Here is a 23428-nt window from a genome sequence, read left to right on the forward strand (position 1 = left end):
TTACTGGGAGGCTGCAGTTATTAGTGCTTCCGAATAGTGAGCTCTTCGGACCGCTTGACAAGATTCTCTCCTCCTTTCCCTTCATAGACTACCGTACTGCTGATGACTCTTACTCTCCTCAGACGAGAAAGCTGCGTTTTCACGATAAGATTATTCTTGAGCCGTATGAGAATAGCTTCATTCCCCAAGCACTTGCAGATTCGATTATTTCTCTTTCCTGCTCTCTTTATGGGAATGAATGCATAACCTCTTCTGCCTCATTCGTATATGGAGCAAGGCCTTACACAAGGAGGCCAATTAATCGCGATAAAGTCTTTTCGTCTTTCTTAGACGCTATTTATAGGCTTGCAGATTCAGAAAGTCGCATTGTTCTTGATATTTCATCCACCCTCTATTCTAAAGGCCATGACTATTATCCTCCTGAAGACCAAATCGAAGAGCTAGTGCATGATTTGACGGAGATCGGATCAAAAGAGTATCCAAGTATCGATATATTGCCGCTTGTCTCATGTCCTGTACTCAAAACCATTTGCATTCTATCTAAGTCAAATTTTGGAGTTTACGAATGGGGCGCCAACCTTACATGGTACTCATGGTTACTGAGAAAACCTGTCATTGCACTTGCCCCGCCTTCAGTTCTACAAAAGCTTAACGACACCCATTCCTCACTTCAGGCTTGGGGATCATTCTTTTGGGAGTCAGATTCCCCAATTCCACTACTGCCCAATACTCAGCTTGTACCTAAAGTTTGCGATGATGGTCAGCTAAACACTTTTCGATTTGCACCCGATGACTATTCTGTTGATATTGGGAGTTTTTGCAGGCTAGCTGAACAAGCCTTTCTGAGAGACCAGCGATAAAGTATTTTTCGACGACGGTATTCCTTTAGCATCTATAGTGTTTTCGAATCATGCATGCTCGTGACAATTTCCAGTTCATACTATAATTTTATTATGCAATTCATCATTGTATGCCATGATAATAGCTTGAAGCCTATCAAGCTGTTAAGTGGCTGGAGCGTTCTCGCATAGCCATTGCTTGGCATTTCTCTACCAGTGCAAAACTAAGTTTAGAAATTGTTCTGCCAAAGACTAGTGACGCTGAATGTTTTCTACTTAGAGGATAATGATATTGGAAGATCAATTCTAAACTCAAGCTTCAGAAGCAGAACTTGCACTACGTGACATTCCACCGCTATGCTCCTGCATCCATCTCGACAGCTATGCTTGTACGCTGGGATGGGGCAATCCAGTAATCCAACCACTCAAGTCTGGGCATGCCGAATTATGCAACATCGTGATTATCATCACGATGTTGGGTTCAACGGGAAATGAACTGCACTACGGGCTGGGGCAAGCTGAGTAAACGATGGCAGGCGAATCAGTGAGTCAAACCAAAGGCCGCATATACCAATCATCCCACTGAGCCTCTTGGCAATGATAGCCTTGGGCCTTGAGCAGCCTGGAGATATCCTCACGCTGAGCTGTGAAGTTGTGCTCCACCGTGATGCAGCGGAACCGGTACCGGTCCCAATCAATCCCCTCCAGAATCGCCAGTTCGCTGCCCTCGGTATCGATGCTCAGATAATCGATCTCCTGCGGTGCCCCCTGCTCCTGTAGCAAATCCATCAACGAAGTGGTCACCACGCTGATCAGCTCACCAGCCTTTGCGTAGGCCTCGCGCTTCTCCTTGTGGTTATCGTCCTGCCCATGCTGGCGCAAGCCGCCAAAGGCATCGGCCAGCACGAATTCCATGCTCTCTCCACTGGCGCGATACACACAGGCCGGACTCACCTGGCAATGGCGGTTGCGTTTCAGTTGCTCAAACAGCCTGGGATTTGGCTCACAGCAGATGCCCTTCCAGCCGAACTGCTTTTCCAGTAGCCAGCTATTGCTCAGCAGCACCCCATCCGTCGCTCCGAACTCCACGAAGAAACCGCCCCGTTTCCAGCCCGTCTGCTCCAGCACCCACAGGTCTTGGCCTAGCTGGGAACGGCTCCAGCGTTTCCACTCCTGCTGCTTTGGCTCCAATGCTCCGGCCTCAGATGATGCTGGGCCGTTCTGCAGGGCGCCGCTGGCCAAAGCCAGGCTGAGTTCATGGGAAAGCAGCTCCGTTTCCGTGCGCAGGATCGTGAGCTGGGCCGTGAATCGGTCGGGAGCTTCCCGGGGGGGCTCCACTGCTGCCACGGCCTCGCGGTGCAGAGCATTCGCCTGCTCCCAGCATCCCGCTCGGATCAGGCAGGCGCAGGCCCGCAGCCGTGCCCAGCCCTGCCGTTGCTCCTCCGTGGCCTCAGGCGGTAGTCCGCTCGCCAGGCAGCGCAGACCCGGCCCTTCGTGCCCAGCCAGCAACAGCATCTCCCCCGCACTCAGTCCCACGCTTCCCCCCAGGGCGGCAGCGATGTCCGCCTCCGTGGCGCCGCACCGGCGGGCCTGCTCAAAGGCTTCCCCCGGCCCCGGCACGCTGTTGGCTTCAGCAGGGGTCGCCCCGTTCTGCAGGCTGGCCACCCCATGGCGCAACCAGGCCGCCGCGTCCGTGCCCGCCTCGCCATAGCCCGCGAGCACCGCCGTCCAATCCCCCCGCAGATAGGCCTGCAACGCTTCGTCGGCAGCCTGGCGATCGGGGGAGGTGGCCGTCACGGCTGGCTCACTGGGTTCCACACGCCATCGCCATCATGGTGCCAGCGGCTCTTGAGCGCCCTCAGCCGATGATCCTCCCTGGTGGTTCCCGCCTCACCTGGCTCTGGGCCCTGCTGATCGGCCTGTCCGTCCTTCGCGGCTCCAGCCCGCTCTGGCTGCCGCCGGGGTCGCCGCTGCATCCATCCCTGTGTCGCCACATGCCTGGGTTGCCGGCCTGTGGGCGTTGAGGCGGGCGCTGGCAAAGCCTGGTGAGCAAAACGCTGGCTGCAGGACGCCATCGCTGCTCTACCGCCATGGCTGGGGCCTGGCCCTGCCCATGGCCCTCAACGATCCTGCCCCTGAAGGGCTTCAACGTGGTGGGTTCGATGGAGAGGGCGCTGGGAGGGCTGCGCTGATGGCGCAGCTACCAGAGCAGGTGGCAGGGAAAGGCCTTGAGGGCTGGATCGATGCTCACCAGGGTGAGGGCCTCCAGCTCAGCCTGGGCGGCCAGCAAGCGGTCAAAGGGATCGCGGTGGGCCAGGCCATAGCTGCCCGCCCGCAGACCATGGCGCAGCTCGATCGCCAGCAGCTCGAACCCCTGGGCGGCCAACACGGTGGGCAGCTCTTCCAGCAGGGAAGCGGCGGCAGGAAGCTTGCCCAGGCGCACCTTGGTGGCGATCTCCCAGCCGGAAGCCGCACTCACCAGCACCCGCGCCCTGGAATCGGCGATGGCGGCATGGGCTGCCGGCGAGAGGCGATCGGGTTCCGCCAGCCACCAGAGCAGGGCGTGGGTGTCGAGCAGCACACCAGCGCTCACGGGAGAGGTTTCTCCAGGTCAGAAAGCTCCTCCTCTGGCAGCGGCTCGAGCAGCACCTCCGGCGGAGGCAGGGTGACCACCCCGCTCAAGACGCCGGGCCTGCGGCTGGGTGTGGGCGGCTCCAGGGGAACCAGCCGCGCCCAGGGCCGCCCGCCTTTGGCCACCACGATGGTTTCACCGGCGTGGGCGGCGTCGATCAGCCGCGAGAAGTGGGTTTTGGCCTCGTGCACGTTCACGATCCGCGGGACAGGAGCACCCATGGCGATACGGGGCAAGGGCCGGCAGTGGAACGTTAGTCCACTGGCGGACCAACAGCTGCTGGCGGTGACCTGCGGCATCAGGGTTTTCCGAGCCATGGCCAACACCTCACCCCCCCTCATCCACCCGAGCGATCGCTTTTTCGTGGCCGGGCACCGGGGCATGGCGGGCAGCGCCATCTGCCGGGCCTTGCAGCGCCACGGCTATACCAACCTGTTCACGGCAGGGCGCGAGGCGTTGGATCTGGAAGATCCATTGGCTGTGCGGACCTGGTTCGAGGCGCAGCAACCGGAGGTGGTGCTGCTGGCGGCGGCAAGCTCTCCTGGGCCTTTGGCCGGAGCCGCGACGCCCTGGCCCAGCTGCAGGAGCTGCATCGCCATCTGCGGAGCCACCGGCAGATCCGCGCCGCCGAACAGCTGCGCCAGCAGGTGGGCCGCTGCCTGGCGGCCCTGCCGGACGTGGTGCTGCTCAGCGAGCTGAACCCCGCCAACCGGTACGGGGCTGATGCCTTGGTGAGCAAGGCGCTGCCTGCAAGACGCCATTGCTGTCCTACCGCCGTGGGTGGTGGGGCCTGGCCCGGCCCATGGCCCCCTGGCGGTGACTCCCCCGCAGCGCCGGGTCGCCAGCGCTGAAGGCGATCTGACCCTGTCCTCCCCAGCCCAGATCCCAGACCTGTACAGCCTGTACAGAACGCAGGATCCGTCCACCGAACCCACCAGCACCCACAACCGCGCCTGGGGCAGAACAGGCAGCCCAGGGGGCGTCTACACTGAAAGCTGGTCGTCTACACGCTGGCCTGATGGCGCTGAACATCCGCAACCCAGAGGCCGATCGCCTGGCTGGGGAGGTGGCCGCCCTCTCGGGGGAAAACAAAACGGATGCCGTCATCCACGCCCTGAAGGAACGGCTGCAACGCCTCAGACAACAGCAGCGTGAGGCCGCTGGGCGCCCCAGCCTGGCCGATCGCCTCGATGAGATCGCCCTGCGTAGTGCAGCGCGACCACGGAAGGACACGCGCACGCCCGAGGAAATCCTCGGCTACGACGCCATCGGACTGCCGGGCTGATGGTGATCGATTCGTCAGCCATCCTTGCGATTCTGCAGAACGAACCGGAACGTCGTTCCTTCAATCAGGCCATCCAATCCGCCGCGTTGCGGCGACTGTCCGCTGCCTCCTTGCTCGAACTCTCCATCGTTCTCGAGGCCCGGTTTGGCCCCGATGGCCAGGGAGATCTGGATGTGTTTCTGGCCGCCGCTGAGATCGAAGTGGTCAGTTTCGACCGCAACCAGGCGGAACTCGCACGCCTGGCCTTTCGTCGTTTCGGCAAGGGTCGCCATCGAGCCGGGTTGAATCTGGGCGACTGTTTCTCCTACGCCCTGGCCAAGTCCCTCGCTGCCCCCCTTCTGTACAAGGGCGATGACTTCATCCACACCGATCTTGCATCGGCGATCGAAGCGGGCCGCTGAAGGCCGGGTGCTCGGCCGCCCGGCGGGACCACAACCAGCGCGCATCGCGCCCCAGCTCCATCGCGAAACGGGATCCAGCCGCCATCAGGGCGTCGTGCTCCTCGGGGGTGAGCACCAGCGCGTCGCAGCTGAGTGGCAACAGCGCCAGCGGCCAGTTCAGCAGACGTCGGTGCTGGGGGCCGCTGGCCCCCGCATCGATCAGCAGCAGATCGAGGTCGCTGCCCACTCCAGCCGTGCCTCGCCCATAACTGCCGAACACCGCCACGCGCTCGAGCGAGGGGGTCTGCGAACCCTGCTGCTCCGCCCAGGTTGTTACCTGGCGCATCACCTGGTCAGGCTCTGGCCATCGCAGCACGGATTGCGTCAACGAGCGCACGGGCATGGAGGAGAGCGTCGTCGCTTTGCAGACGGCCGAAGTGGTCGGTAGGGGCCCCGTCCGGAAGGCTATCCGGGTAACGGGTGGGGATGTAGAGGGCATCGAGGATGCGCAGCCGATCCTCCAGATCCGTCACGGCCTGGCCAAGCTCCGCGGCAGCGGAGGGGGGCAGATCGCGGAAGGAACGGCCCAGCCCATGGCCCCAGACCTGCTGGCCGAGGCTGAGGTGAAGCGCCTTCAGAGCCTTCTCCACCGCCTGATGGCAGGCGAAGCAGGCCCATTCGTGATGACCCGCGCTCGCACTGACACGGGCCTGGTCCAGATCGGCCGACGCCTGATGCAGCCAGTCAGCGGAACGGTTCATCACACCATTGTGAAGGGGTGCACATCGACTCGACTCATGACACCACCACCACCCGCAGCCCCGGCACCTGCCGAAAGGACGCGTCCCCGGTGATCATCACCGCTTCATCACCCAGTTGCAGGCAGCAGGCGGCCTGCAGCGCATCCGGCGTGCGCAGGCTGTGTTGCCCGCGAAGGTCGGTGGCCAGTTCCACCACGGCCGCCGTGAGCTCGACCCAGATCAGATCGGTACGGCAGAAAAAGGCATCAAAAGTGGCCAGGGTGGCTGGATCGCGGCGACGCAGAGGGCCGACACGGCATTCCAGCCAGCTCAGGCGGCTCACGGCCGTAGCCATGCCTGGGTCGCTGGCCACCAGCTCGGCCAGCGCCTGCCTGACGCCATGAACCCACGGCTCGCGGCCCTCCAGCACGACAATCAGGGCACTGGCATCAAAAAAGGCGATCACCAGTCGCGCTCCTCCTCCAGCGCCGCATCGATCTCCTCCTTGCTGCGGCCCGCCGCTGCCACTGGGCAGCTGAGCAACCACGCCAACGCCGAAACCTCAGGCGCCGGGGCCAGGGCGGCTCGCCGACACAGCTGCTGGTACTGGCGTTCGCTGAGCACGACCGCGGCCGTGCGGTTGCGTTTCATCAGCTGCACCGGCCCCCGCTGCAGAGCCTCTTCAATGGCGGCGATCCCGCGCCGCTTGAGCTCACTGGAACTGAGCTGGCTGCCGTCCACCCGATCCACCTCTCACCAAGGGGCCGTCATTCGCTCCACAGCCTAGCCGTGATTCAGTACTGAAGACGGTACTGAAATCTGCGTGACTGGATCCATCCGCAGAACCCACCACCACCAGCTGCAGCCATGTCGATCTGGCGCGGAGTGGGGCCTTGGTTTTCGTGCCGCACGAAAGCTAGAATCCCGTGCAGCACCAAACCAGAGCATCGCCATGGCCAGGACCACCCGTGCCCCTGCGGTCAAGCTGGTTGGCGCCAATGGCCAGATCTCCCTCGGCAAGCAGTACGCCGGCCGCCAGGTGTTGGTGGAAGAGCGCGAGCCTGGCTGTTGGATCGTGCGCACCGCCACCGTCATCCCCGACAACGAGCGCTGGCTGCACGAACCGAAGGCCGCCGACGCGCTGGAAGCCGCGATGGCCTGGTCGGCCGGCCATGCGCCTGATGATGCCGATGTGGATGTCACGCTGAACCGCCTTGGCCATGCCGAGCGATGACGCGACGGTGAGGCTCGACCTCAACAACCCCGTCTTTCAGGAGCAGCTGCTGATGCTGCAAAAGCCCGAGCACCATTCGGCCCTCGACACGCTCAACAAGATTCGCCAACTCACCTGGAATCAGCTCTATCGAGACCCAGGGCTTAAATGGGAAAAAATCACCAGCGTCAAGCCACCCAAAGGCATCGATTCCCTGTACTCACTGCGCATCAGCAAGGCTCGGCGCGCCACTGCCCACCGTGACGGCGACTTCATCCGTCTGCTCACCATCGCGCCTGATCACGACGCCACCTACGGCAAGAAGTAAAGCTGGAAGCCAACCGGGCTGCTTCTGATCAATTAGCGCACCACCACCACCCGCAGCCCCGGCACCTGCCAAAAAGACGCGTCCCCGGTGATCATCACCGCCTCATCACCCAGCTGCAGGCAACAGGCGGCCTGCAGCGCAGCAGGTGTGCGCAAGCTGTTGCCCACCACGACCATGGGGCCTTGGCAGCGCTCAGGTCGCGGTGGGCAACAGCTTGCCCAGCTGGGCCTCCACCCCGGCGCGATCGGCGGGGGCCAAAGAACCCAAGCCCCCCGACACCAGCCGCTCGTCAAGGGTGAACAGCTTGAAGCGCACCAGGCAGGGTTGGGGCAGACCTGCAGCCTGCAGATCCTCGAGGGGCCAATCCAGGGGCCACGAGGATTGCCGCGCCGAGGTGATCATCGCCAGTAGCAGATGGCCGCAACCACGCTGGAAGTCGCTCTGGGAGAGCACCACCGCGGGCCGCAGCTTCTGGACCTGCCGATCCGTGAAAGGAAACGGCACCCGAACCACGGCGTACCTCTCAAAGGGGCTCATAGATCGCGGAACGCCTCCTCATCCTCCGGGCTGCTCCACTCGCCCAGGCTGCTCTCCAGCCCCTGCAGATAAACAAGATCCAACGGCGCCACGGCCCGCACACGCACCGAGCCGTCCTCCAATTCCCAGCTGAGCTGATCGCCTTGCCGCAATCCCAGGGCCTCACGCACCGCCTTCGGCACCGTGACCTGCCCCTTGGCGGTGAGTGTGGCGATCTCCATCGCTGGCATCGCTGGCAAACCAATCACTGGACTTCACCCTAGACCGGAAGCCTCCTTGTCGTAAGGCGTCCTTACGAGCATGCGGCAAAGCTGCTGGCTGACGCTGATCCATTCCCGGGGCTTCAAGGCCATCGGGCCCTGTCCGCCCGGCCGGATCCCAGACCTGTACAGCCTGTACAGAATGCCGAATGCATCCACCGAACCCACCACAACGAACGCATCACCACCACCCGCAGCCCCGGCACCCAGCTGCAGGCAACAGGCGGCCTGCCTGGAGCGCTTGATGTCATCGGCCATCGGCGGTAAGGGCGGAACGCCTTACAGTGGGGCTCCTGGTGGTGTGTACCCATGGCCCATCTCACCGTCACCGCCAAGGGCCAGGTCACCCTCCGCCGCGAGTTGCTGCGCCATCTCGGGGTGCAGCCGGGCCAGCAGATCGAGGTGACGACACTTCCCGGCAGTCGGATCGAGGTGCGCGCCGTCCAGCCCCCCGGCAGCATCGAGGCCTTCATTGGCCACCTCGCCGGCCGCAGCCCGAAGCTGGCCAGCCTCGAGGAGATCCAGGCGGCCGCCGCGGCCGGCTGGGCCGGGGAGCCATGAGGATCACGGCCGACACCAACGTGCTGGTACGCGCCGTGGTGGACGATGACCCCTCCCAGTCGAAAGCGGCGATCGCGGCACTGCGCGGCGCCGAGCAGATCGCCGTGTCCCTGCCGGCCCTCTGCGAGTTCGTCTGGGTACTGCGCCGCGTTTACGCCTTCCAGGTGGCTGAGATCACCACCGCGATCCGGGCCCTGATGGCCGCCAGCAATGTCAGCCTCGATCGCGCTGCCGTGGAGGTGGGTCTGTGGCAACTGGAGGCCGGTGGTGATTTCGCCGATGCGGTCATCGCCCACCAGGGTCAGTGGCTCGGTGGCGACACGTTCCTGTCCTTTGATCGGCAGGCCGTGACGCTGCTGCAGCAACAGGGCCTCGCCGCCGAGTTGCTCCACGTCCCCTAGCCCATCCGACTCCTCACGCCTCCACCAGCTTCCAGAAGCCCCAGCGGCCCCCGAAGCGCTCCTGCAGCCGCGCCACGAAGGCGGCATGGTCGGGGTGGCCCTGCCAGTCGTCGAGGCGGTCGGCCAGCAGGTCGCAGCTGCGCAGGTGCTCGGCGGCGTGGCGGTAGCGCTGGCTGCGGCCCGTCTCCAGCGCCCCCCACACCATCGCCCGCAGCAGCAGCGTGGCCGCCAGGGGATGGTCGGCGCTGAGCCGCTCGGCGGCGGCGCTGTGGATCGCATAGGCCTCCCCGTCCCATTCGGTGGCGTGGGCCAGCACCAGGCGGGCGGCGCGGCCCAGCACCCCCCAGGCCACCAGGAACTCCATTGCCAGGAGCCGGCTCGGATGCTGCTCGGCCACCCCAAAGGCCCGCTCCTCCGCCTCGCCATCCTCAAAAGCATCGAGGCGCCGCAGGTGGTCGCGCAGGTGGGGGATCGAGAGGCTGCGGCAGAACCACCGCCAGCGCATCTCCTGGGCTTCAGCGGGGCGCTCCAGCGCCTCGAGAACGGCCAGGCGGCTGTCCAGCCAGGCGCCATCGAGCCGGCCTGGGCCCTCCGCCGTGGCGCCATCGAGGATCTCCAGGGCCTGCGCCGCCCGGCCGTTGGCCAGCAGCACCCGGGCCACGTCGGCGGCGATCGGGCGCCGGCGCAGATCCGCGGCGCTGAACTGGCCCAGGTAGCCCTCCCCATCCCCCCGGGCCTCGGCGATCTGCAGCAGCAGCCGGCTGCCGCCCAAGGCGCCGCGCTCGCGGCAGCACTGCTCCAGCCGCTGCAGGCCCCCGTCGCCGAGGGCCTCCGCCAGGGCCGGCACCAGCGCATCGAACGCCCCGTGGCGGTCCTCCAGCAGCAGCTCGACGGCGTGCTCGGCCAGGGTCTCGGGCGCCACCCGGGCCGCCAGCGCCAGCGGCCCGAGCTGTTTAGCCGCTTGCTCAAACAAACCCACCACCACCCCGGTGCTGTCGGAGCAGCGCGCCAGCACCCCGGCGGAGATCTCCAGAAAGCGCAGCAGCAGCTCGCAGGCCTCCCCGGGGTCTTCGGCGGCGATCGGTCCGGTGATCGCCTGCCGCTGGGCCTCCAGATCCCTCAGCAGCGCCGGGCGCCGGGCCGAACCAACAAAGGTCCGGGACCGGTCGATCGCCGCCAGCCGCTTGCGCACCTCCTGGGCAGCCCCACTGGCCCCCTCCGCCGCCGCCAGCGCCAGGCGCAGCCGCCGCTGGATCACCGCCTGGCCACTGGACACCTCGATCAGCAGCTCCGCCAGCGCCGCCGCCCCCAGGGCCTCCAGGTTGCGGGCATTGAGGCTGCGCTTGCTGGCCACGGGATGCCTCAGAGGGTGTAGGGGACAACCACGCCCGCCAGCTCCTCCGGAAAATCCCGGCTGTTGCGCGTGGCCAGCCCCAACTGATGGCAACGGGCGGTGGCCAGGATGATGGCGTCCGGCACCTTCAGCCCCAGGGCGCGACGGCAATCCACCGCTTCCCGGGCCACGGCGCCATCGAGCGGCAGGCAATGGAATCCCCGCAGCCACACCTCCACCGCCTCGCTTTCGCCCGGACCGCAACCCACCAGCACCTCAATCCAGGTGATCACGCTGATGGAACAGCGGGGCTGGGCCTGGATCCACTGCAAGGCAGCATCCTTGCCCAGCAAGACATCAATGAGGATGTTGGAGTCGAGCAGCAGCCCCATCAGCGCGGGTCCCACTCCTGCCGCATCCGCTCCTGCAGGGTCACCCCATCGAGGTCCCGGTCGCTCCAGAGCCCGAACACATCGCCGTGGCGTGGCCGCTCCCGCTCCAGCCAGAGGGTCAGGGCCTCCCGCAGCGCCTGGGCCCGGGAAATGCCCCGCTGGGAGCAGAGGGCATCCAGCTGATCGCGCTCGCCCTCGGGCAGATCCACGATGGTGCGCATGAGATGACCGTCATCAGATGACGTCATCGTAAGCGCCGTTGACGCCAGATCTGTACAGCCTGTAGACAACGCCGCGCCCGCCAACCAGCCCCCTCCGCCGCCCGCAACCGCGGACAGTCGGTGTGCGCCATCCCTAGGTCAGCGCCTCTGGAGGCTCCGTCACCCTGGGCGAGATCTCCAGATCCACCACCAGGCTGGCAAAGGAACGATCGAAACTGACCATGGCTCCACAGCCCTCGCTGCGCGCCAGGTGCATGGCATCGGCAAAGTCCATGCCTTGCCGATGCCAGCCCAGAGCGCGTCGCACCAGCTCCTCCTGCTCCACATGCACCTGGCGGATGGCCATCAAGCCTTCGACCGCCTGGATCACGGCCTCCCGTGGCAGCCGATAGGCGCCTCGAAGCACCCACTCCAGCTCCAGCACCACCGTGATCGGCACAAAACAGCCGACACTCGCATCGATCAGGTCTGCTGCACGCCGGGCCTGCTCCGCATCGTCATTGGTGAGCAGCCTCACCAGAACATTCGTGTCGAGGGCGACAGGCAGGCTCATCGGGTGGCATACAAGGCCGGATCCATCTGCTGCAGCGGCACGGCTGGTCCGCGGTAGTGAAGGCAGCCGATGAGCGCATGGGCCGATGTTCCTGCGCTGGTGCCCAGTGGCGTGAGGCGCAGCCCATCCGGTTCCAGGCTCAGGGCCAGCCGATCCCCCGTCCGCAGCCCCAGCAGCTGACGCAACCTGGCCGGGATCACCAGTTGCCCCTTCGATGACAACGTGAGCAGGGCATCCATGGGCGGCCTCCGGCGCGAAGCCTTACCAGAGTAAGCCAGGTACGCCGCCCTTCACGGCCCGTCGACCAGGCGCCCCAGCGCCGCCGCCGCGGTTCCGGCGCCGGCCAGCTCCAGGGCCAGCGCCAGGCTCAGCAGCGTCGCCTGCCGCTGGCCCAGGGCCACGGCCTCCTGCGACGCCCCCAGCGCCTCGGCGTGGGCGAAGGCCAGCCCGGCCTGCTGCTGCTGTTGGCGTTCCTCGGCCGAAGGCTCGATCAGCTGGCTCAGGGCCACCCCATACCGCAACCACGCGGCCGCCTCGTGGCTTTCCAGCGGGTGGGCCGCGATCACCGCCCGCCAGTCCGTCGGGCTGGGGTCCGGCTGGCTCATCGGCCCGGCTCCGGCACCGCTTCGGCCCCCAGCCACGCCGCCAGGGGGGAGGCCAGCGCCATCGCCAGCACCCCGTAGCTGCTGGCGATGGCCTGCACCAGGGGCAGCCGGTAGGCCCCTCCGCCGGCCAGCAGCACCGTGAACGGCCGCTCCGCGTGGTGGGCCTCCACCGCAGCCACCAGCGCCTCCAGGCTGTGCTCGAAGCCGGCCGCGGGCCGCTGCGGGTGGCGGCTCTGGGGCACCGCCAGGCAGCGCAGGCCGAAGGCCCCCCCGGCGAACAGCCGGCCGGCCCGGTGCGCCTCCTGCAGCGCCGCCATCGCTTCGGGTGCCTCGCCCACCAGCAGCACCTCACCACCGCCGAGCCGCTCCAGCAGCTCGGAGCCGCGCGGCGGCCGGCGGCGCTGGCCCGCCTGCCCCCACGGTTCCCACAGCGCCAGGGTGGCCCCGTCGCCGCTCCACACCTGGGCCTGCAGCAGGGCCTGCAGCGCCGGCCGGGCCCACTGGCGCAGGCTCTCCAGCGGGGCGTGGGTGGTGGCATAGAAGCCGGCCTCCCGCTCGAAGCGCCGCAGCAGCTCCAGGGTGTCCGGGGGTTCGGGGCCCTCCACGGCGGCCTCGGCCCAGAAGTCGCTGTCGTGGTGGCGGCGGCGCAGTTCGGCCAGGGCCTCCTCCAGGACCTCGGCCGGCCCCTCCGCGTGCCGCAGCAGCTGCAGTTCCAGCGGATCCAGCTCCACCACCAGGGTGCCCGGGCGCCACTCCACCGCCGGCAGGGACTCCTGCGGCACCGCAGCTGGCTCGTCCTCGTCCTCCTCCAGCCATTCGGCCTCCAGCACCTCCAGGCTCTCGGTGGCCCGCCGGCCGTTGCCGCCGCGGCCCTGCTGCAGCAGCTCCAGGCTGAAGCGGGCCCGCAGCAGGGCGGCGTCGAAGGCGGGACGCTGCTCAGGGGCCACCGGCAGCCGCCCCACCCGCGCCACCAGCAGCTCCAGCTCCGGCTCCGCCAGGGCGCCGGCGGGCGGCAGCGCCTCGATCAGCCGCTCCAGGGCGGCGCGCCAGGCCAGATCCACCCACGCCGGCACGGGATCCAGCAGCTGGCCCAGGCGCAGGAACAGATCCAGGCAGGGCCCGGCGGCGGCCGCCTGCAACGGGACCTTCTGCTGCCAGGCCAGGGCGCCGTGCTGCACCAGCTGCTGCTCCAGCACCGGCAGCCAGTCGGGCACCGCCCAGGGCTGGGCCGCCGTCGGCTCGAGAATCCCCGCCATCCGCAGGCAGAGCTCAGCGTCACCGGCCCGCTCGGGGAGGCTGAAATCCACCGGCGCCCCGTCGCGGGGCACCAACCGCTCATGCACCTGGCCCGTCAGCTGGCCGAGCAGATCGCCGTAGCGCTGCCACAGCACCGCCGCCACCGCCGGCCGCGCCGCCGCCAGCTCAACCACGTGGCCCAGCAGATCGTCGTGGGCGGCCAGGGCCGCCTCCAGCTCTCCCTGCTCCAGGGCCTGCCGCAGGGCCGTGGCACTGGCTTCGGTCAGCTCCGCCAGCAGGGGGTCGTCCCCGTCGCCGGCCCCGGCCCGCAGCGCAGCGATCAGCTGGTGGTACGCCGGGTAGGGCAGCGCCAGCTCCCGCAGCAGCCGCAGTGGCACCCGCACCACCGGTTCGCCGCCTGCCGGGTCCATGGCGGAACGAGACAAAGCCGGACAGGGGCAATAAGGTTTCGCCATCGATTCCAGCATGGCTGCGATGCTCGCCGAGCCGCCCGGCACTCTGGAAGGCAGCGGAGCCTCCCTCGCCGAATGGCGTCGCCCCGGCCTGGTGGGCCAGCTGGAGGGTTGGAGCCCCCACAGCGGCCTCACCGGCTGGGCCTGCCCCTGGCCCCTGCAGCCCGACGCCACCCCCCTGCGGCTGCAGCTGGTGCTCGACGACCTGCTCGATCCCGGCCAGCGCCGGCTGATCGCCGAAGTGATGGCCGCCCAGGCCCGGCCTGATCTGCTGGCCCTGGGCATCGAGCAGCCCTGCGGCTTCCGCTTCTGGTGGGGTCCCTCCCACCCCCTGCCCGCCTATTCCCAGGGGCTGGTGCTGCGCGTGCGGGTCGAGGCCAGCGGCACCGAACTGCCCGGCAGTCCCATGCGGCTCGATGCCGACACCTACGGCCAGATCGACCAGCAGCGCCAGCATGGTCCGGTCCGCGAAGGTGCCTTCACCCAGCTGCAGGCCCCCCTGCTGCACGGCTGGGGCCGCGGCCCCGAGCCCCTGCTGCTGCGCCTCGACGGCGACACCACCCTGCCGGTCGCGCCCCCCGAGCCCCTGCCGGAAGGGCCCTGGCCCTTCCAGCTGCAGCTCCCCACCGCCCTCGCCGACGGCAGCATCCACCACCTGCAGCTGGAAACCGCCGCCGGCCAGGTGCTGGATCAGCGCTTCGAGCTGCTGCCCTTCCACCTCACCCCCTGGGCGGCCCTGCAGCAACACGCCCGTCCCCCCTTCCCCGACGAGCTCGCGCCCCTGGCCCGCGAGCGCTACCGCAGCCTGCGCACCTGGCTCGCCTGGGCCGACGCCCACGGCACCCCCCTGCCCGCCGAACTGCCCCTGCTGCAGCGCCTGCTGGAGCACCCCCTGCCCCGCGGCACCTCCAACCAGGAACCCGGCCCCGATGGCGGCGCCGTGCCGCGCAAGCCCCTGCACCTGCCGATCGCCGCCGACCCCCTGGTGTCGATCGTGATCCCGGTGCACAACCAGTACGGCGTCACCCGCCGCTGCCTGGCGGCGATCGCCTACGCCCCCACCCGTGTCCCCTTTGAGGTGCTGGTGGTCGACGACGGCTCCACGGACGGCACCGCCGAAGCCCTGGCCGCCGAGGCCCCCGGGGTGCGCGTCATCCACCACGACTTCGCCCGCGGCTTCAACCAGGCCTGCTGCAGCGGCGCCGCCGCCGCCCGCGCCCCCGTCCTGGTGCTGCTCAACAACGACACCGAACCCTGCGCCACCTGGCTGGAGGAGCTGCTCGATCCCTTCGAGCGCTGGCCCGACACCGGGATGGTGGGGGCCCAGCTGCTCTACACCGACGGCACCCTCCAGGAAGCGGGCGGCATCGTCTGGGGCAACGGCGAACCCTGGAACTACGGCCGCGGCGGCAACCCCCACGATCCCCGCATGGCCTACGGCCGCCAGGTGGATTACGTCAGTGCCGCCGCCCTCGCCATCCGCCGTGAGCTCTGGAACGGGCTCGGCGGCTTCAGCCCTGAATTCTCCCCCGCCTACTACGAAGACACCGACCTGGCCTTCAAGGTGCGCCAGGCCGGCCACACGGTGCGCTACGCCCCCCTGGCCCGGGTGATCCACCACGAGGGCCTGAGCTGCGGCACCGACACCGGCGCCAGCACCGGGCTGAAGCGCTTCCAGGCGGTCAACGGCCCCCTGTTCCAGCAGAAATGGGCCGGCGCCTTCGAGGCCAGCGGCGAGCCCAGCCACGCCGGCGCCGAAGCCATCAAGGACCGGGGCATCCTGGGCCGCGCCCTGTTCCTCGACCAGGAAACCCCCCGGCCCGACCGCGATGCCGGCAGCCACGCCGCCCTGGTGGAGATCGAGCTGCTCCAGGCCCTGGGCTGGAAGGTGACGCTGCTGCCCCTCAACCTGGCCTGGCTGGCCAACTACAGCGACGCGCTGCAGCGCCGCGGCATCGAGTGCCTCCACGCCCCCTTCGTGCTCTCCCTCGAGCAGGTCCTGGCCGAACGGGGCGGCGAGTTCGACCTCATCTATCTCACCCGCCACACCGTGGCCGCCCCGGCCCTGCCCCTGATCCAGCGCCACGCCCCCCAGGCCCGCCTGCTGTTCTGCAACGCCGACCTGCACCACCTGCGCCAGCTGCGCGCCGCCCGCGCCGAGGGTCTCGACGGCGACGCGGGCCGCCGCGCCCTCGAAGCGGTGGAGGAGGTGAAGCGCCAGGAGCTGGCGGTGATGCGCCAGGTGGATCTCACCTTCAGCTATTCCGATGTGGAACGGGCGGTGATCGAGGCCGAAACCCTCGGCGAGGCCGCCACCGCCCCCTGCCCCTGGGTGGTGCACGGCCCGGAGACTCCCGCCCCCCTCGAGGGCCGCAGCGGCCTCGCCTTCCTGGGCAGCTACGGCCACCCCCCCAACCGCGACGCCGTGGATGCCTTTCTCCTGCAGGTGTGGCCCGAACTGCAGCGGCGGCGGCCCGACCTGCGGCTGCACCTCTACGGCAGCGGCCTCGAGGCTGGCCTGGCCGCCCGCTGGGGCGCCGAAGCCGGCGTGGTGGTGGAGGGCTGGGTGGCCGATCCGGCCACGGTGTACGCCCGCCACCGCGTCTTCGTGGCGCCGCTGCGTTCCGGCGCCGGCCTCAAGGGCAAGGTGGTGGCCGCCGCCGCCCACGGCCTGCCCCAGGTGCTCAGCCCCCTGGCCGCCGAGGCCACCGGCCTGCGCCACCGCCAGGAGGTGCTGATCGCCCGCAGCCCCGACGACTGGTGCCAGGCGGTGCTGCAACTGGTCGACGACGACGACGCCTGGCGCGCCATGGCCGCCGCCGCCTTCGCCTACGCCCGCGCCACCTGGAGCCGGGAGTGCGGCCTGGCCCTGATGGCCGACGCCCTCGACCGCCTGCAGCTGCCCCACCGGGAGCCCTCCCCATGAGCACACCCCGCGACACCCTGCCCGAACCCCTCTCCGGCCTCACCGAGCCGGCGGTGGTGGAACTGCCCCCCGGCCGCCCCTGGATGGCCCTCTCCGAGCTCAACCGCCTCATCCGCCAGCAGGGCCAGGCCAGGCCCCTGGCCCGCGCCTGGGTGCTCGACCAGATCGTCCACGCCATCCCCCTGCCCATCGAGGAGGAAAAGGCCCTGATGGCCGCCTACCTCGAGCGCCGCGGCATCAGCGACGACGACCACGTGCCCGGCTGGCTCCAGGAGCGCGGCCTGGTCTTCGACGACCTGCGCATCCTCGCCACCCAGAAGCGGCGCCTGCAGCGCCTGGTGCGCTGCCGCTGGGAGGACGAGGTGGAGGTGCGCTTCCTGCAGCGCAAGCCCGAACTCGACCAGGTGGTCTATTCGCTGCTGCGTGTCGACAGCGAGGACCTCGCCGCCGAGCTGCACCACCAGATCGCCGAAGGCGAAGCCGATTTCGACGGTCTGGCGCCACTCCACTCCGAAGGCCCCGAGCGCCACTGCCGCGGCCAGATCGGCCCCCTGCCGCTGGCCGCCGGCCACGGGAGCCTGGTCAGCCGCCTGCGCCGCGGCCGCCCCGGCCAGCTGTTCGAACCCTTCCAGGCGGGCGAGAGCTGGGTGGTGCTGAGGCTCGAACAGTTCCTGCCGGCCGAGTTGAACGAGGCCACCAGGGAGCGCATGATGGGCGAACTCTTCGAGGAATGGCTCGAGCAGCGGGCGCGGCTCCTCCTCGAAGGCCAGCCGCTGCCGCCCCTCGACGCGATGCTCGCCCTGCTGCAGGAGGACGACAGCCCATGACCTCCTCCTCTGGAGCCATCAGCGGCCTGCTCAACGACTTCGCCCCCTTCGACCGGCTCCCCCCCGCCCGCCGCGACGCCATCGACCCGCTGCTGGAGCCCCTGCGCTTCCGCATCGGCCAGACCGTCCTGCGCCCGGACGTGCTGCCCGAGGGCCTGCTGCTGCTCTGCAGCGGCCAGCTGCGCAGCCTCGGCCCCAGCCCCAGCGGCCGGGGCCTGCGCACGATCGAGCGCCTCGGCCCCGGCAGCCTGGCCGGCTGGGCCGGCCTGCTGCGCCGCGACCCCTGCGAACACCTGCGCGCCACCACCGAGGTGGAGGCCCTGCAGCTCCCGGCGGCCGCTTTCCGCGATCTGCTGGCCGGCCATCCCGATTTCGCCGCCTGGTTCGCCAACCAGCCCAGCGCCGCCGAACTCCACACCCTGCTGCTGGCCCTGGCCGAGCGGGATCCCCACGGCGAAGCCCTCCTCGACGACTGGCCCCTGCCGCCCGAGCAGGTGCGCCTGCGCAGCCTGCGCCCCGGCGCCCCGGGCGAGCTGGGCCTGCCCCCCGGCTTCCGCTGGTATGCCAGCAGCGGCCTGCCCCTGGCCGAGCCCTGGTCGGAGCGTCCCCTGGCGCCCCCCGGCCCCGAGGCCCCCTGGCTGCGGCTCGTGGGCCTGGCGATCCCCCGCGAGGCGGAAGCGCCGATCACCCTCGGCCCCGAACACCTCACCCCCACCGTGCTGGCCGAGGAGGCCGGCGGCACCTACGCCCCCGCCCTCGAGCCACCCCCCCGCCGCGCCGGCGACCGCAGCGGCCAGCTCGCCCTGGCCCGCGCCAGCGGCAGCCGCGCCATTCCGATCGCCCTCTGCCAGGCCCTGGCCGACTACTTCGGCCTGCCGCTGAACCGCGATGCCCTCGCCGATCAGGTGGACGCCATCCTGCAGCGCCAGGACCGGCTCAACCTGGTCAACATCGGCCAGATCATGGACACCCTCGGCCTGCGGGTGGTGCTCTCGCGGGTGCCCGCCAGCCGCCTGGGGCGGGTGCCCGCCCCGGCCCTGCTGTACCAGAACGGCCACTTCGGCCTGCTCGATGGTGTGGAACCCGATGGCCGCGCCCGCCTGCTGGAGGCCGAGCTCGGCGCCCTGCTGGTGCCGGCCGAGGAGCTGGTCACCCACGACGGCGGCCTGGTGGAGCTGCTGCTCTTCGACCGCAAACCCGATGCCAAGCAGCAGCGCTTCAGCTGGAGCTGGTACGTCCCGTTCCTGCGCCAGCACCGCCGCGAGCTGATCGAGGTGCTGGTGGCCTCGGTGCTGATCAACGCCCTGCGGATCGTCTTTCCCCTCGGCCTGATGGTGCTGATCCAGAGCGTGGTGGCCAGCCGCAACATCGGCGCCCTGGTCAGCATCGCCAGCGTGATGCTGCTCGCCACCCTGATGGAGAGCATCTTCAAAACGCTGCGCAGCTTCCTGTTCACCGACCTGGCCAACCGGGTGGACCAGGACGCCAAGGCCACGATCCTCGACCAGCTGGTGCGGCTGCCCCAGGGCTTCTTCGATGCCCGCCCCGTGGGCCAGATCACCTTCTATTTCTCCCAGCTCGATCGCCTGCGCGATTTCCTGCTCGGCAAGACCCTGCCCACCCTGGTGGATTTCGGCTTCAGCCTCCTCTACCTGGCGATCCTCTTCGCCATCAGCCCCCTGCTGACCCTGGTGACCCTGGCCACCCTGCCCCTGATCGCCGCCGTGGGCCTGGTCAGCAATCCCCTGGTGCGCAGCCAGATCAACCGCACCATGGCCCAGGCGGTGCGCGCCTCCAGCTTCCTCAACGAGGCGATCACCGGCATCCAGACGATCAAATCCCAGAACGCCGAACTCAAGACCCGCTGGGAATTCCAGAACCGCTATTCCGCCTACATCGGCGAAGACTTCAAGCTCAAGGTGACCCGCGAAGCGATCGCCAACCTTTCCAACTTCCTCAGCAATCTCGGCCAGCTGGTGGTGATCGCCGTGGCGGTCTGGCTGATCATCCAGGGCCAACTCAACCTCGGCGCCCTGTTCGCCTTCAACATCCTCGCCGGCTACATCCGCCAGCCCCTGGTGCAGCTGGTGGGCACCTGGCAGGACTTCCAGTTCAACACCCAGTCCCTGCGCATGGTGGCCGACGTCGTCGACCGCGACACCGAGCAGACCAGCGATCAGGCCAGCAACATCCCCCTGCCCCCCCTGCAGGGCCGGGTGCAGTTCATCGATGTGGGCTTCCGCTTCCGCGACCAGGGCCCCCTGGTGCTCGATGGCGTCGACCTGGAGATCCCCGCCGGCTCCTTCGTGGGGCTGGTGGGCGGCTCCGGCAGCGGCAAATCCACCCTGCTCAAGCTGCTCTCGCGCTTCTACGCCCCCCTGCGGGGCAGCGTGCTGATCGATGGCCTCGACATCGGCAAGGTGGAGCTCTATTCCCTGCGCCGCCAGATCGGCGTGGTGCCCCAGGATTCGCTGCTCTTCGACGGCACCATCCGCGAGAACCTGCTGATGGTGAAGCCCGATGCCACCGCCGCCGAGATGATCCGCGCCGCCCGCATCGCCTGCGCCCACGACTTCATCATGCAGATGCCCCAGGGCTACAACTCCAGCGTCGGCGAGCGGGGCGCCGGCCTCTCCGGCGGCCAGCGCCAGCGCCTCGCCCTGGCCCGGGCCGTGCTCCAGAACCCACGGATGCTGATCCTCGATGAGGCCACCAGCGCCCTCGACGCCAGCACCGAGCGCCAGGTGTGCATCAACCTGTTCGAGGCCTTCCGCGGCCGCACCGTCTTCTTCATCACCCACCGCCTCTCCACCGTCCAGCCCGCCGACCTGATCGTGCTCATGGACAAAGGCGCCGTGATGGAGCAGGGCAACCACCGCCAGCTGATGCAGCTGCGCGGCTGGTACTACGCCCTCTTCCGCAGCCAGAACCAGGAGGGTCTCAGCTGATGGCCACCCCACCCCGTGCCTCCGATCCCGCCTCCCGCCTGGTGTCCCTGCTCGACGGCTGTGTGAACTGGCTGCGCTCGCCCCGCTCCAGCCGCCGCCACCCGGTGATTCCGGTGCGCGTCGATCTGGTGGGGCAGGACTCCCTTCCCGCTGCTGCGTCGGCACCGGAGACCCCGCCCCCCGGCGAGCCCAGCGATCCCTCGGTCGTGAGCCACCCCTTCGGCAGCGGCCTCGCCACCACCGGCTCCGAGAACGCCCAGGAGTGGTCGTTCCGGGAAACGGTGGTATTGCGCAAGAGCCGCCGCAGCTCCAGCCTGCTGGTCTGGGCCGGGGTGGGCGGGGTCGCCGCCCTCGGCCTCTGGAGCATCACCGCGCCGATCTCCGAAACCGTGGCCGTGCCGGGCAAGCTCGAGCCCACCAGCACCGTCAAGGACGTCGCCTCCCCCGTCCCCGGCGTGGTGGAAGAGGTGCTGGTGAAGGAGGGCCAGTCGGTGAAGAAAGGCCAGCCCCTGATCCGCTTCGACCTGCGCGAACCCCGCAGCAAGCTGGCCGCCGCCGAGAGCATCCGCGAGCGGCTGCTCAACGAGAACCGCGTCGCCAAGGCCACCCTCGGCGAAGAGGCCGCCACCACCGGCCTCACCGCCAACCAGCAGAGCCAGCTGCGCGACCGAGCCCGTGAGCTGAGCAGCCGCCTGCAGTCCGCCCGCGAGGAACTGGCCAAGAGCACCACCCGCCTGGCCGGCTACCGCGATTCCCTGCGCATCTACGCCGACATCGAGCGGCGCTACCAGTCGCTGGTGCGCGATGGCGCCGTCAGCGAGGTGCAGCTGCTCGAAGCCCGCAACAGGATGCAGGACCTGCGCACCAACGTGGCCGAAGAGGAGCGCGAGATCGCCCGCCTGCGCTCCGAGCTGGTCAACACCGGCTCCGGCACCGATGTGGAGCTGCGCACCGCGATCGAAGCCAACCTGCGCCAGATCAGCGATCTCGACGCCCAGATCCGCCAGGCCCGCCTCCAGATCCAGTACGGCCTGCTCACCGCCCCCGCCGATGGCCTCGTCTTTGACGTCGACGTCAGCGCCGGCAGCGTGGTGAGCGTCAACGCCACCACCCCCCTGCTGAAGGTGGTGCCCCAGGATTCCCTGCGGGCCAAGGTGTACCTGCCCAACAAGGCCATCGGCTTCGTGCAGGCGGGCCAGAGCGCCGAACTCTCCCTCGAGACCTTCCCCGCCAGCAGCTTCGGCTACGTGCCGGCGACGGTGGAACGGATCGGCTCCGATGCCCTCACCCCCGAGGAGCAGGCCCAGGTGCTCGGCACCCAGGCCGAGGGCCTCCACTTTCCGGTCATCCTCAAACTGGGCCGCCAGACCATCCCCCTGCCCGACAAGGGCAGCGTGCCGCTCCAGGCCGGCATGGCCCTCACCGCCGACATCAAGCTGCGCGAACGGCGTGTGATCAGCCTGCTCACGGGCCTGTTCGAAGACCAGCGCCGCAACCTCCAGCGCCTGCGGTCCCAGTGAGCGCCCGACCCCAGGGCGACTGGTGGCGCTTCGTGCCACCCGAGCAACGCCGCCGCCGCCGGTTCAAGGCCTGGCGGCTGCGCCTCAACGAACGCCTGCGCCAGCGCTGGGTGGGCATCACCCTGGCCTTCCTCGCCTATGGCCTGGTGCTGCTCGCGCTGGTGCTCCACCTGCCGCCGGTGGTGACCCTGTTCGCCCTGGCCCCGATGGTCCTGCTGCCCCTGCTCGGCTACCTCACCTACTGGCTGCTGTGGAAGGAGTTCCACGAGTGAAGGCTCAGCTTTTCACGTAGAGGCTGGGCAGGGCCCCCAGCAGCCACTGGGGCATGAACTGCTCGCCGCCGGCGAAGCCGATCTTGCCGGGCGGGTAGAAGGGCAGCACCGCCAGCACCACCTGGGTGGCCTTGGGGCGGGTCATGTTGCGCACGTAGTGGGCCAGCTGGGACCGCAACTGCCGGTCCTCCTCCGCCAGCGGCGTGCCGGCGTAGCCGCTGCGCAGGAACTTGCGGTAGAGGTCGCCGAACTGGCTCTCGAACAGGGACTGCAGCTGGTCGTCGGGGGTGTCCAGCCAGATCTGGCCCAGCTGGCGGCGGAAGCTGCCCAGCTCCTGCAGGATGGCCCCGTCGTCCGGATCGATCTCGAACAGATTCACCAGCCCGTTGAGGCGGGTGAGGAACTCCTCGCTGCCGGTCAGCTGCAGGGCCTGGGCGCCGCTGAACGAGGAGAGCTGGGGCAGCGGTGGCAGCTCCGGCTCTGCGCCCACCGGCGCCACCCTCCCAGCCCCAGCTGCCGCAGGCGCCAGGGCCCTGCGCTCCAGGGGGCTGGGTTGGCGCAGCCGCGGCAGCAGTTCCGGTTCAAACAGGCTGGCGTAGTCCTCGAGCAACCAATCGGGAAGATTCTGCTCACAGTTGCGCACTTTCATCTTGCCGCGGCGGAAATAGGGCATCACCGCCAGCAGCACATTGGCCATTTCCGGCCGATCGAAGCCGCTCTGGAGCCGCTCGGAGAGATGGTCTCTCCAGCTCTCTTCATCGCGCAGCAGGGGCTGGGAGGCCAGCTCGGTTCCGATCATCTGGCGATAACACTGGCCCACGGCCGAGCCATAGAGAAGCTCCAGCGCATCGATCGGTGCACTCAGCCAGAATTTCGACAGGCACTGGCGTGCCAGCCGCGCCTCCGCCAGCCGGGTGGGCGTGGCTTCATGGGCGAAATCCATGAA

General features: G+C 68.4%; 32 protein-coding genes. 14 read left to right on the forward strand and 18 right to left on the reverse strand.

The annotated features are described in order from the left end of the window. On the forward strand, positions 1–860 hold an 860-nt coding region (locus tag KBZ04_RS02680), incomplete at its 5' end, for a hypothetical protein (protein WP_254990351.1). A 528-nt stretch (positions 861–1388) separates the two neighbouring features. Here the strand turns inward: KBZ04_RS02680 and KBZ04_RS02685 are convergent. From KBZ04_RS02685 to KBZ04_RS02695, 3 genes are all read right to left on the reverse strand, one after another. Continuing rightward, positions 1389–2354, reverse strand: a complete 966-nt coding sequence (locus KBZ04_RS02685; RefSeq protein ID WP_254990352.1) for an FkbM family methyltransferase — start codon at positions 2352–2354, stop codon at positions 1389–1391. Positions 2355–3039: 685 nt separating this feature from the next. Beyond that, the gene (locus tag KBZ04_RS02690; RefSeq protein ID WP_254990353.1) at positions 3040–3432 is read right to left on the reverse strand and encodes a type II toxin-antitoxin system VapC family toxin; all 393 of its coding nucleotides are present in this window, start codon (positions 3430–3432) and stop codon (positions 3040–3042) included. After that, on the reverse strand, positions 3429–3692 hold the full coding sequence (locus KBZ04_RS02695) for a type II toxin-antitoxin system Phd/YefM family antitoxin (protein ID WP_254990354.1): 264 nt from the start codon (positions 3690–3692) through the stop codon (positions 3429–3431). The genes KBZ04_RS02690 and KBZ04_RS02695 overlap by 4 nt, the downstream gene beginning before the upstream one ends. A 94-nt stretch (positions 3693–3786) precedes the next feature. Here KBZ04_RS02695 and KBZ04_RS02700 point away from each other — a divergent pair, with 94 nt between their 5' ends. From KBZ04_RS02700 to KBZ04_RS02715, 4 genes are all read left to right on the forward strand, one after another. After that, entirely contained in the window at positions 3787–4170 is a 384-nt protein-coding gene (locus tag KBZ04_RS02700; protein WP_315860037.1) for an NAD-dependent epimerase/dehydratase family protein, read from the forward strand. Beyond that, positions 4119–4322, forward strand: coding sequence for a hypothetical protein (locus KBZ04_RS02705; RefSeq protein WP_254990380.1), 204 nt, complete (start codon positions 4119–4121; stop codon positions 4320–4322). The genes KBZ04_RS02700 and KBZ04_RS02705 overlap by 52 nt, the downstream gene beginning before the upstream one ends. Before the next feature lie 167 nt (positions 4323–4489). Next, positions 4490–4756, forward strand: coding sequence for a type II toxin-antitoxin system VapB family antitoxin (locus KBZ04_RS02710; RefSeq protein WP_254990355.1), 267 nt, complete (start codon positions 4490–4492; stop codon positions 4754–4756). After that, positions 4756–5157, forward strand: coding sequence for a type II toxin-antitoxin system VapC family toxin (locus KBZ04_RS02715; protein ID WP_254990356.1), 402 nt, complete (start codon positions 4756–4758; stop codon positions 5155–5157). The genes KBZ04_RS02710 and KBZ04_RS02715 overlap by 1 nt, the downstream gene beginning before the upstream one ends. On the opposite strand, the gene KBZ04_RS02720 is transcribed toward KBZ04_RS02715, so the two are convergent. Genes KBZ04_RS02720 through KBZ04_RS02735 form a run of 4 tightly spaced genes read right to left on the reverse strand, consistent with a single transcriptional unit; the run spans position 5114 to position 6626 of the window. Beyond that, positions 5114–5482, reverse strand: coding sequence for a nucleotidyltransferase domain-containing protein (locus KBZ04_RS02720; RefSeq protein WP_254990357.1), 369 nt, complete (start codon positions 5480–5482; stop codon positions 5114–5116). The genes KBZ04_RS02715 and KBZ04_RS02720 overlap by 44 nt on opposite strands. Before the next feature lie 7 nt (positions 5483–5489). Then, a complete protein-coding gene (locus KBZ04_RS02725; RefSeq protein WP_254990358.1) occupies positions 5490–5897 on the reverse strand; it encodes a HEPN domain-containing protein in 408 nt (135 codons plus the stop codon). 34 nt (positions 5898–5931) lie between these two features. Continuing rightward, positions 5932–6342, reverse strand: coding sequence for a type II toxin-antitoxin system VapC family toxin (locus KBZ04_RS02730; RefSeq protein ID WP_254990359.1), 411 nt, complete (start codon positions 6340–6342; stop codon positions 5932–5934). Continuing rightward, on the reverse strand, positions 6339–6626 hold the full coding sequence (locus KBZ04_RS02735) for a hypothetical protein (RefSeq protein ID WP_254990360.1): 288 nt from the start codon (positions 6624–6626) through the stop codon (positions 6339–6341). The genes KBZ04_RS02730 and KBZ04_RS02735 overlap by 4 nt, the downstream gene beginning before the upstream one ends. A gap of 202 nt (positions 6627–6828) precedes the next feature. On the opposite strand from KBZ04_RS02735, the gene KBZ04_RS02740 reads away from it, so the two are divergent. Then, positions 6829–7110: a hypothetical protein gene (locus KBZ04_RS02740; protein WP_254990361.1), complete on the forward strand. Its 282-nt coding sequence runs from the start codon at positions 6829–6831 to the stop codon at positions 7108–7110. After that, on the forward strand, positions 7097–7417 hold the full coding sequence (locus KBZ04_RS02745) for a hypothetical protein (RefSeq protein ID WP_254990362.1): 321 nt from the start codon (positions 7097–7099) through the stop codon (positions 7415–7417). The genes KBZ04_RS02740 and KBZ04_RS02745 overlap by 14 nt, the downstream gene beginning before the upstream one ends. A 32-nt stretch (positions 7418–7449) precedes the next feature. On the opposite strand, the gene KBZ04_RS02750 is transcribed toward KBZ04_RS02745, so the two are convergent. From KBZ04_RS02750 to KBZ04_RS02760, 3 genes are read right to left on the reverse strand one after another with little or no spacing between them, the layout of a single operon-like run. Then, entirely contained in the window at positions 7450–7593 is a 144-nt protein-coding gene (locus tag KBZ04_RS02750) for a hypothetical protein (protein WP_254990363.1), read from the reverse strand. Between the two features lie 16 nt (positions 7594–7609). Beyond that, positions 7610–7954, reverse strand: coding sequence for a type II toxin-antitoxin system PemK/MazF family toxin (locus tag KBZ04_RS02755; RefSeq protein ID WP_254990364.1), 345 nt, complete (start codon positions 7952–7954; stop codon positions 7610–7612). After that, on the reverse strand, positions 7951–8184 hold the full coding sequence (locus KBZ04_RS02760; RefSeq protein ID WP_106222384.1) for an AbrB/MazE/SpoVT family DNA-binding domain-containing protein: 234 nt from the start codon (positions 8182–8184) through the stop codon (positions 7951–7953). Before KBZ04_RS02760 ends, KBZ04_RS02755 begins: the two co-directional genes overlap by 4 nt. 339 nt (positions 8185–8523) lie before the next feature. Between KBZ04_RS02760 and KBZ04_RS02765 the strand changes: the two genes are divergently transcribed. Both KBZ04_RS02765 and KBZ04_RS02770 read left to right on the forward strand, forming a co-directional pair. Further along, positions 8524–8775, forward strand: a complete 252-nt coding sequence (locus KBZ04_RS02765; RefSeq protein ID WP_254990365.1) for an AbrB/MazE/SpoVT family DNA-binding domain-containing protein — start codon at positions 8524–8526, stop codon at positions 8773–8775. Next, positions 8772–9176, forward strand: coding sequence for a type II toxin-antitoxin system VapC family toxin (locus KBZ04_RS02770; RefSeq protein WP_254990366.1), 405 nt, complete (start codon positions 8772–8774; stop codon positions 9174–9176). The genes KBZ04_RS02765 and KBZ04_RS02770 overlap by 4 nt, the downstream gene beginning before the upstream one ends. A gap of 13 nt (positions 9177–9189) precedes the next feature. Here KBZ04_RS02770 and KBZ04_RS02775 read toward each other — a convergent pair whose 3' ends face one another. From KBZ04_RS02775 to KBZ04_RS02805, 7 genes are all read right to left on the reverse strand, one after another. Continuing rightward, the gene (locus KBZ04_RS02775; RefSeq protein WP_254990367.1) at positions 9190–10530 is read right to left on the reverse strand and encodes a DUF6880 family protein; all 1341 of its coding nucleotides are present in this window, start codon (positions 10528–10530) and stop codon (positions 9190–9192) included. An 8-nt stretch (positions 10531–10538) separates the two neighbouring features. After that, the gene (locus KBZ04_RS02780; RefSeq protein ID WP_254990368.1) at positions 10539–10916 is read right to left on the reverse strand and encodes a type II toxin-antitoxin system VapC family toxin; all 378 of its coding nucleotides are present in this window, start codon (positions 10914–10916) and stop codon (positions 10539–10541) included. Then, positions 10901–11122, reverse strand: coding sequence for a CopG family transcriptional regulator (locus KBZ04_RS02785; protein WP_254990369.1), 222 nt, complete (start codon positions 11120–11122; stop codon positions 10901–10903). The genes KBZ04_RS02780 and KBZ04_RS02785 overlap by 16 nt, the downstream gene beginning before the upstream one ends. Before the next feature lie 133 nt (positions 11123–11255). Beyond that, entirely contained in the window at positions 11256–11675 is a 420-nt protein-coding gene (locus KBZ04_RS02790; RefSeq protein ID WP_254990370.1) for a type II toxin-antitoxin system VapC family toxin, read from the reverse strand. Then, positions 11672–11914, reverse strand: a complete 243-nt coding sequence (locus KBZ04_RS02795; RefSeq protein ID WP_254990371.1) for an AbrB/MazE/SpoVT family DNA-binding domain-containing protein — start codon at positions 11912–11914, stop codon at positions 11672–11674. The genes KBZ04_RS02790 and KBZ04_RS02795 overlap by 4 nt, the downstream gene beginning before the upstream one ends. 51 nt (positions 11915–11965) lie before the next feature. Further along, on the reverse strand, positions 11966–12280 hold the full coding sequence (locus tag KBZ04_RS02800; RefSeq protein ID WP_254990372.1) for a hypothetical protein: 315 nt from the start codon (positions 12278–12280) through the stop codon (positions 11966–11968). Further along, positions 12277–13947, reverse strand: coding sequence for a hypothetical protein (locus KBZ04_RS02805; RefSeq protein WP_254990373.1), 1671 nt, complete (start codon positions 13945–13947; stop codon positions 12277–12279). The genes KBZ04_RS02800 and KBZ04_RS02805 overlap by 4 nt, the downstream gene beginning before the upstream one ends. Before the next feature lie 55 nt (positions 13948–14002). On the opposite strand from KBZ04_RS02805, the gene KBZ04_RS02810 reads away from it, so the two are divergent. Genes KBZ04_RS02810 through KBZ04_RS02830 form a run of 5 tightly spaced genes read left to right on the forward strand, consistent with a single transcriptional unit; the run spans position 14003 to position 22482 of the window. Beyond that, positions 14003–16915 (forward strand): glycosyltransferase, encoded by a 2913-nt coding sequence (locus KBZ04_RS02810; protein WP_254990374.1) that lies wholly within the window; start codon positions 14003–14005, stop codon positions 16913–16915. Further along, entirely contained in the window at positions 16912–17742 is an 831-nt protein-coding gene (locus KBZ04_RS02815; protein WP_254990375.1) for a peptidylprolyl isomerase, read from the forward strand. The genes KBZ04_RS02810 and KBZ04_RS02815 overlap by 4 nt, the downstream gene beginning before the upstream one ends. Continuing rightward, positions 17739–20690 carry a peptidase domain-containing ABC transporter gene (locus tag KBZ04_RS02820; protein ID WP_254990376.1) on the forward strand — a complete coding sequence of 984 codons (2952 nt, stop codon included), beginning with the start codon at positions 17739–17741 and terminating at the stop codon, positions 20688–20690. Before KBZ04_RS02815 ends, KBZ04_RS02820 begins: the two co-directional genes overlap by 4 nt. Next, positions 20690–22210 carry an HlyD family efflux transporter periplasmic adaptor subunit gene (locus KBZ04_RS02825; protein WP_254990377.1) on the forward strand — a complete coding sequence of 507 codons (1521 nt, stop codon included), beginning with the start codon at positions 20690–20692 and terminating at the stop codon, positions 22208–22210. Before KBZ04_RS02820 ends, KBZ04_RS02825 begins: the two co-directional genes overlap by 1 nt. Continuing rightward, positions 22207–22482, forward strand: coding sequence for a hypothetical protein (locus tag KBZ04_RS02830; protein ID WP_254990378.1), 276 nt, complete (start codon positions 22207–22209; stop codon positions 22480–22482). The genes KBZ04_RS02825 and KBZ04_RS02830 overlap by 4 nt, the downstream gene beginning before the upstream one ends. A 4-nt stretch (positions 22483–22486) precedes the next feature. Here KBZ04_RS02830 and KBZ04_RS02835 read toward each other — a convergent pair. Then, positions 22487–23428, reverse strand: a 942-nt coding sequence (locus tag KBZ04_RS02835) for a hypothetical protein (protein ID WP_254990379.1), incomplete at its 5' end; no start/stop codon positions are given.

The organism is Cyanobium sp. N5-Cardenillas (genome assembly GCF_024345515.1).
Lineage (GTDB): Bacteria > Cyanobacteriota > Cyanobacteriia > PCC-6307 > Cyanobiaceae > Cyanobium.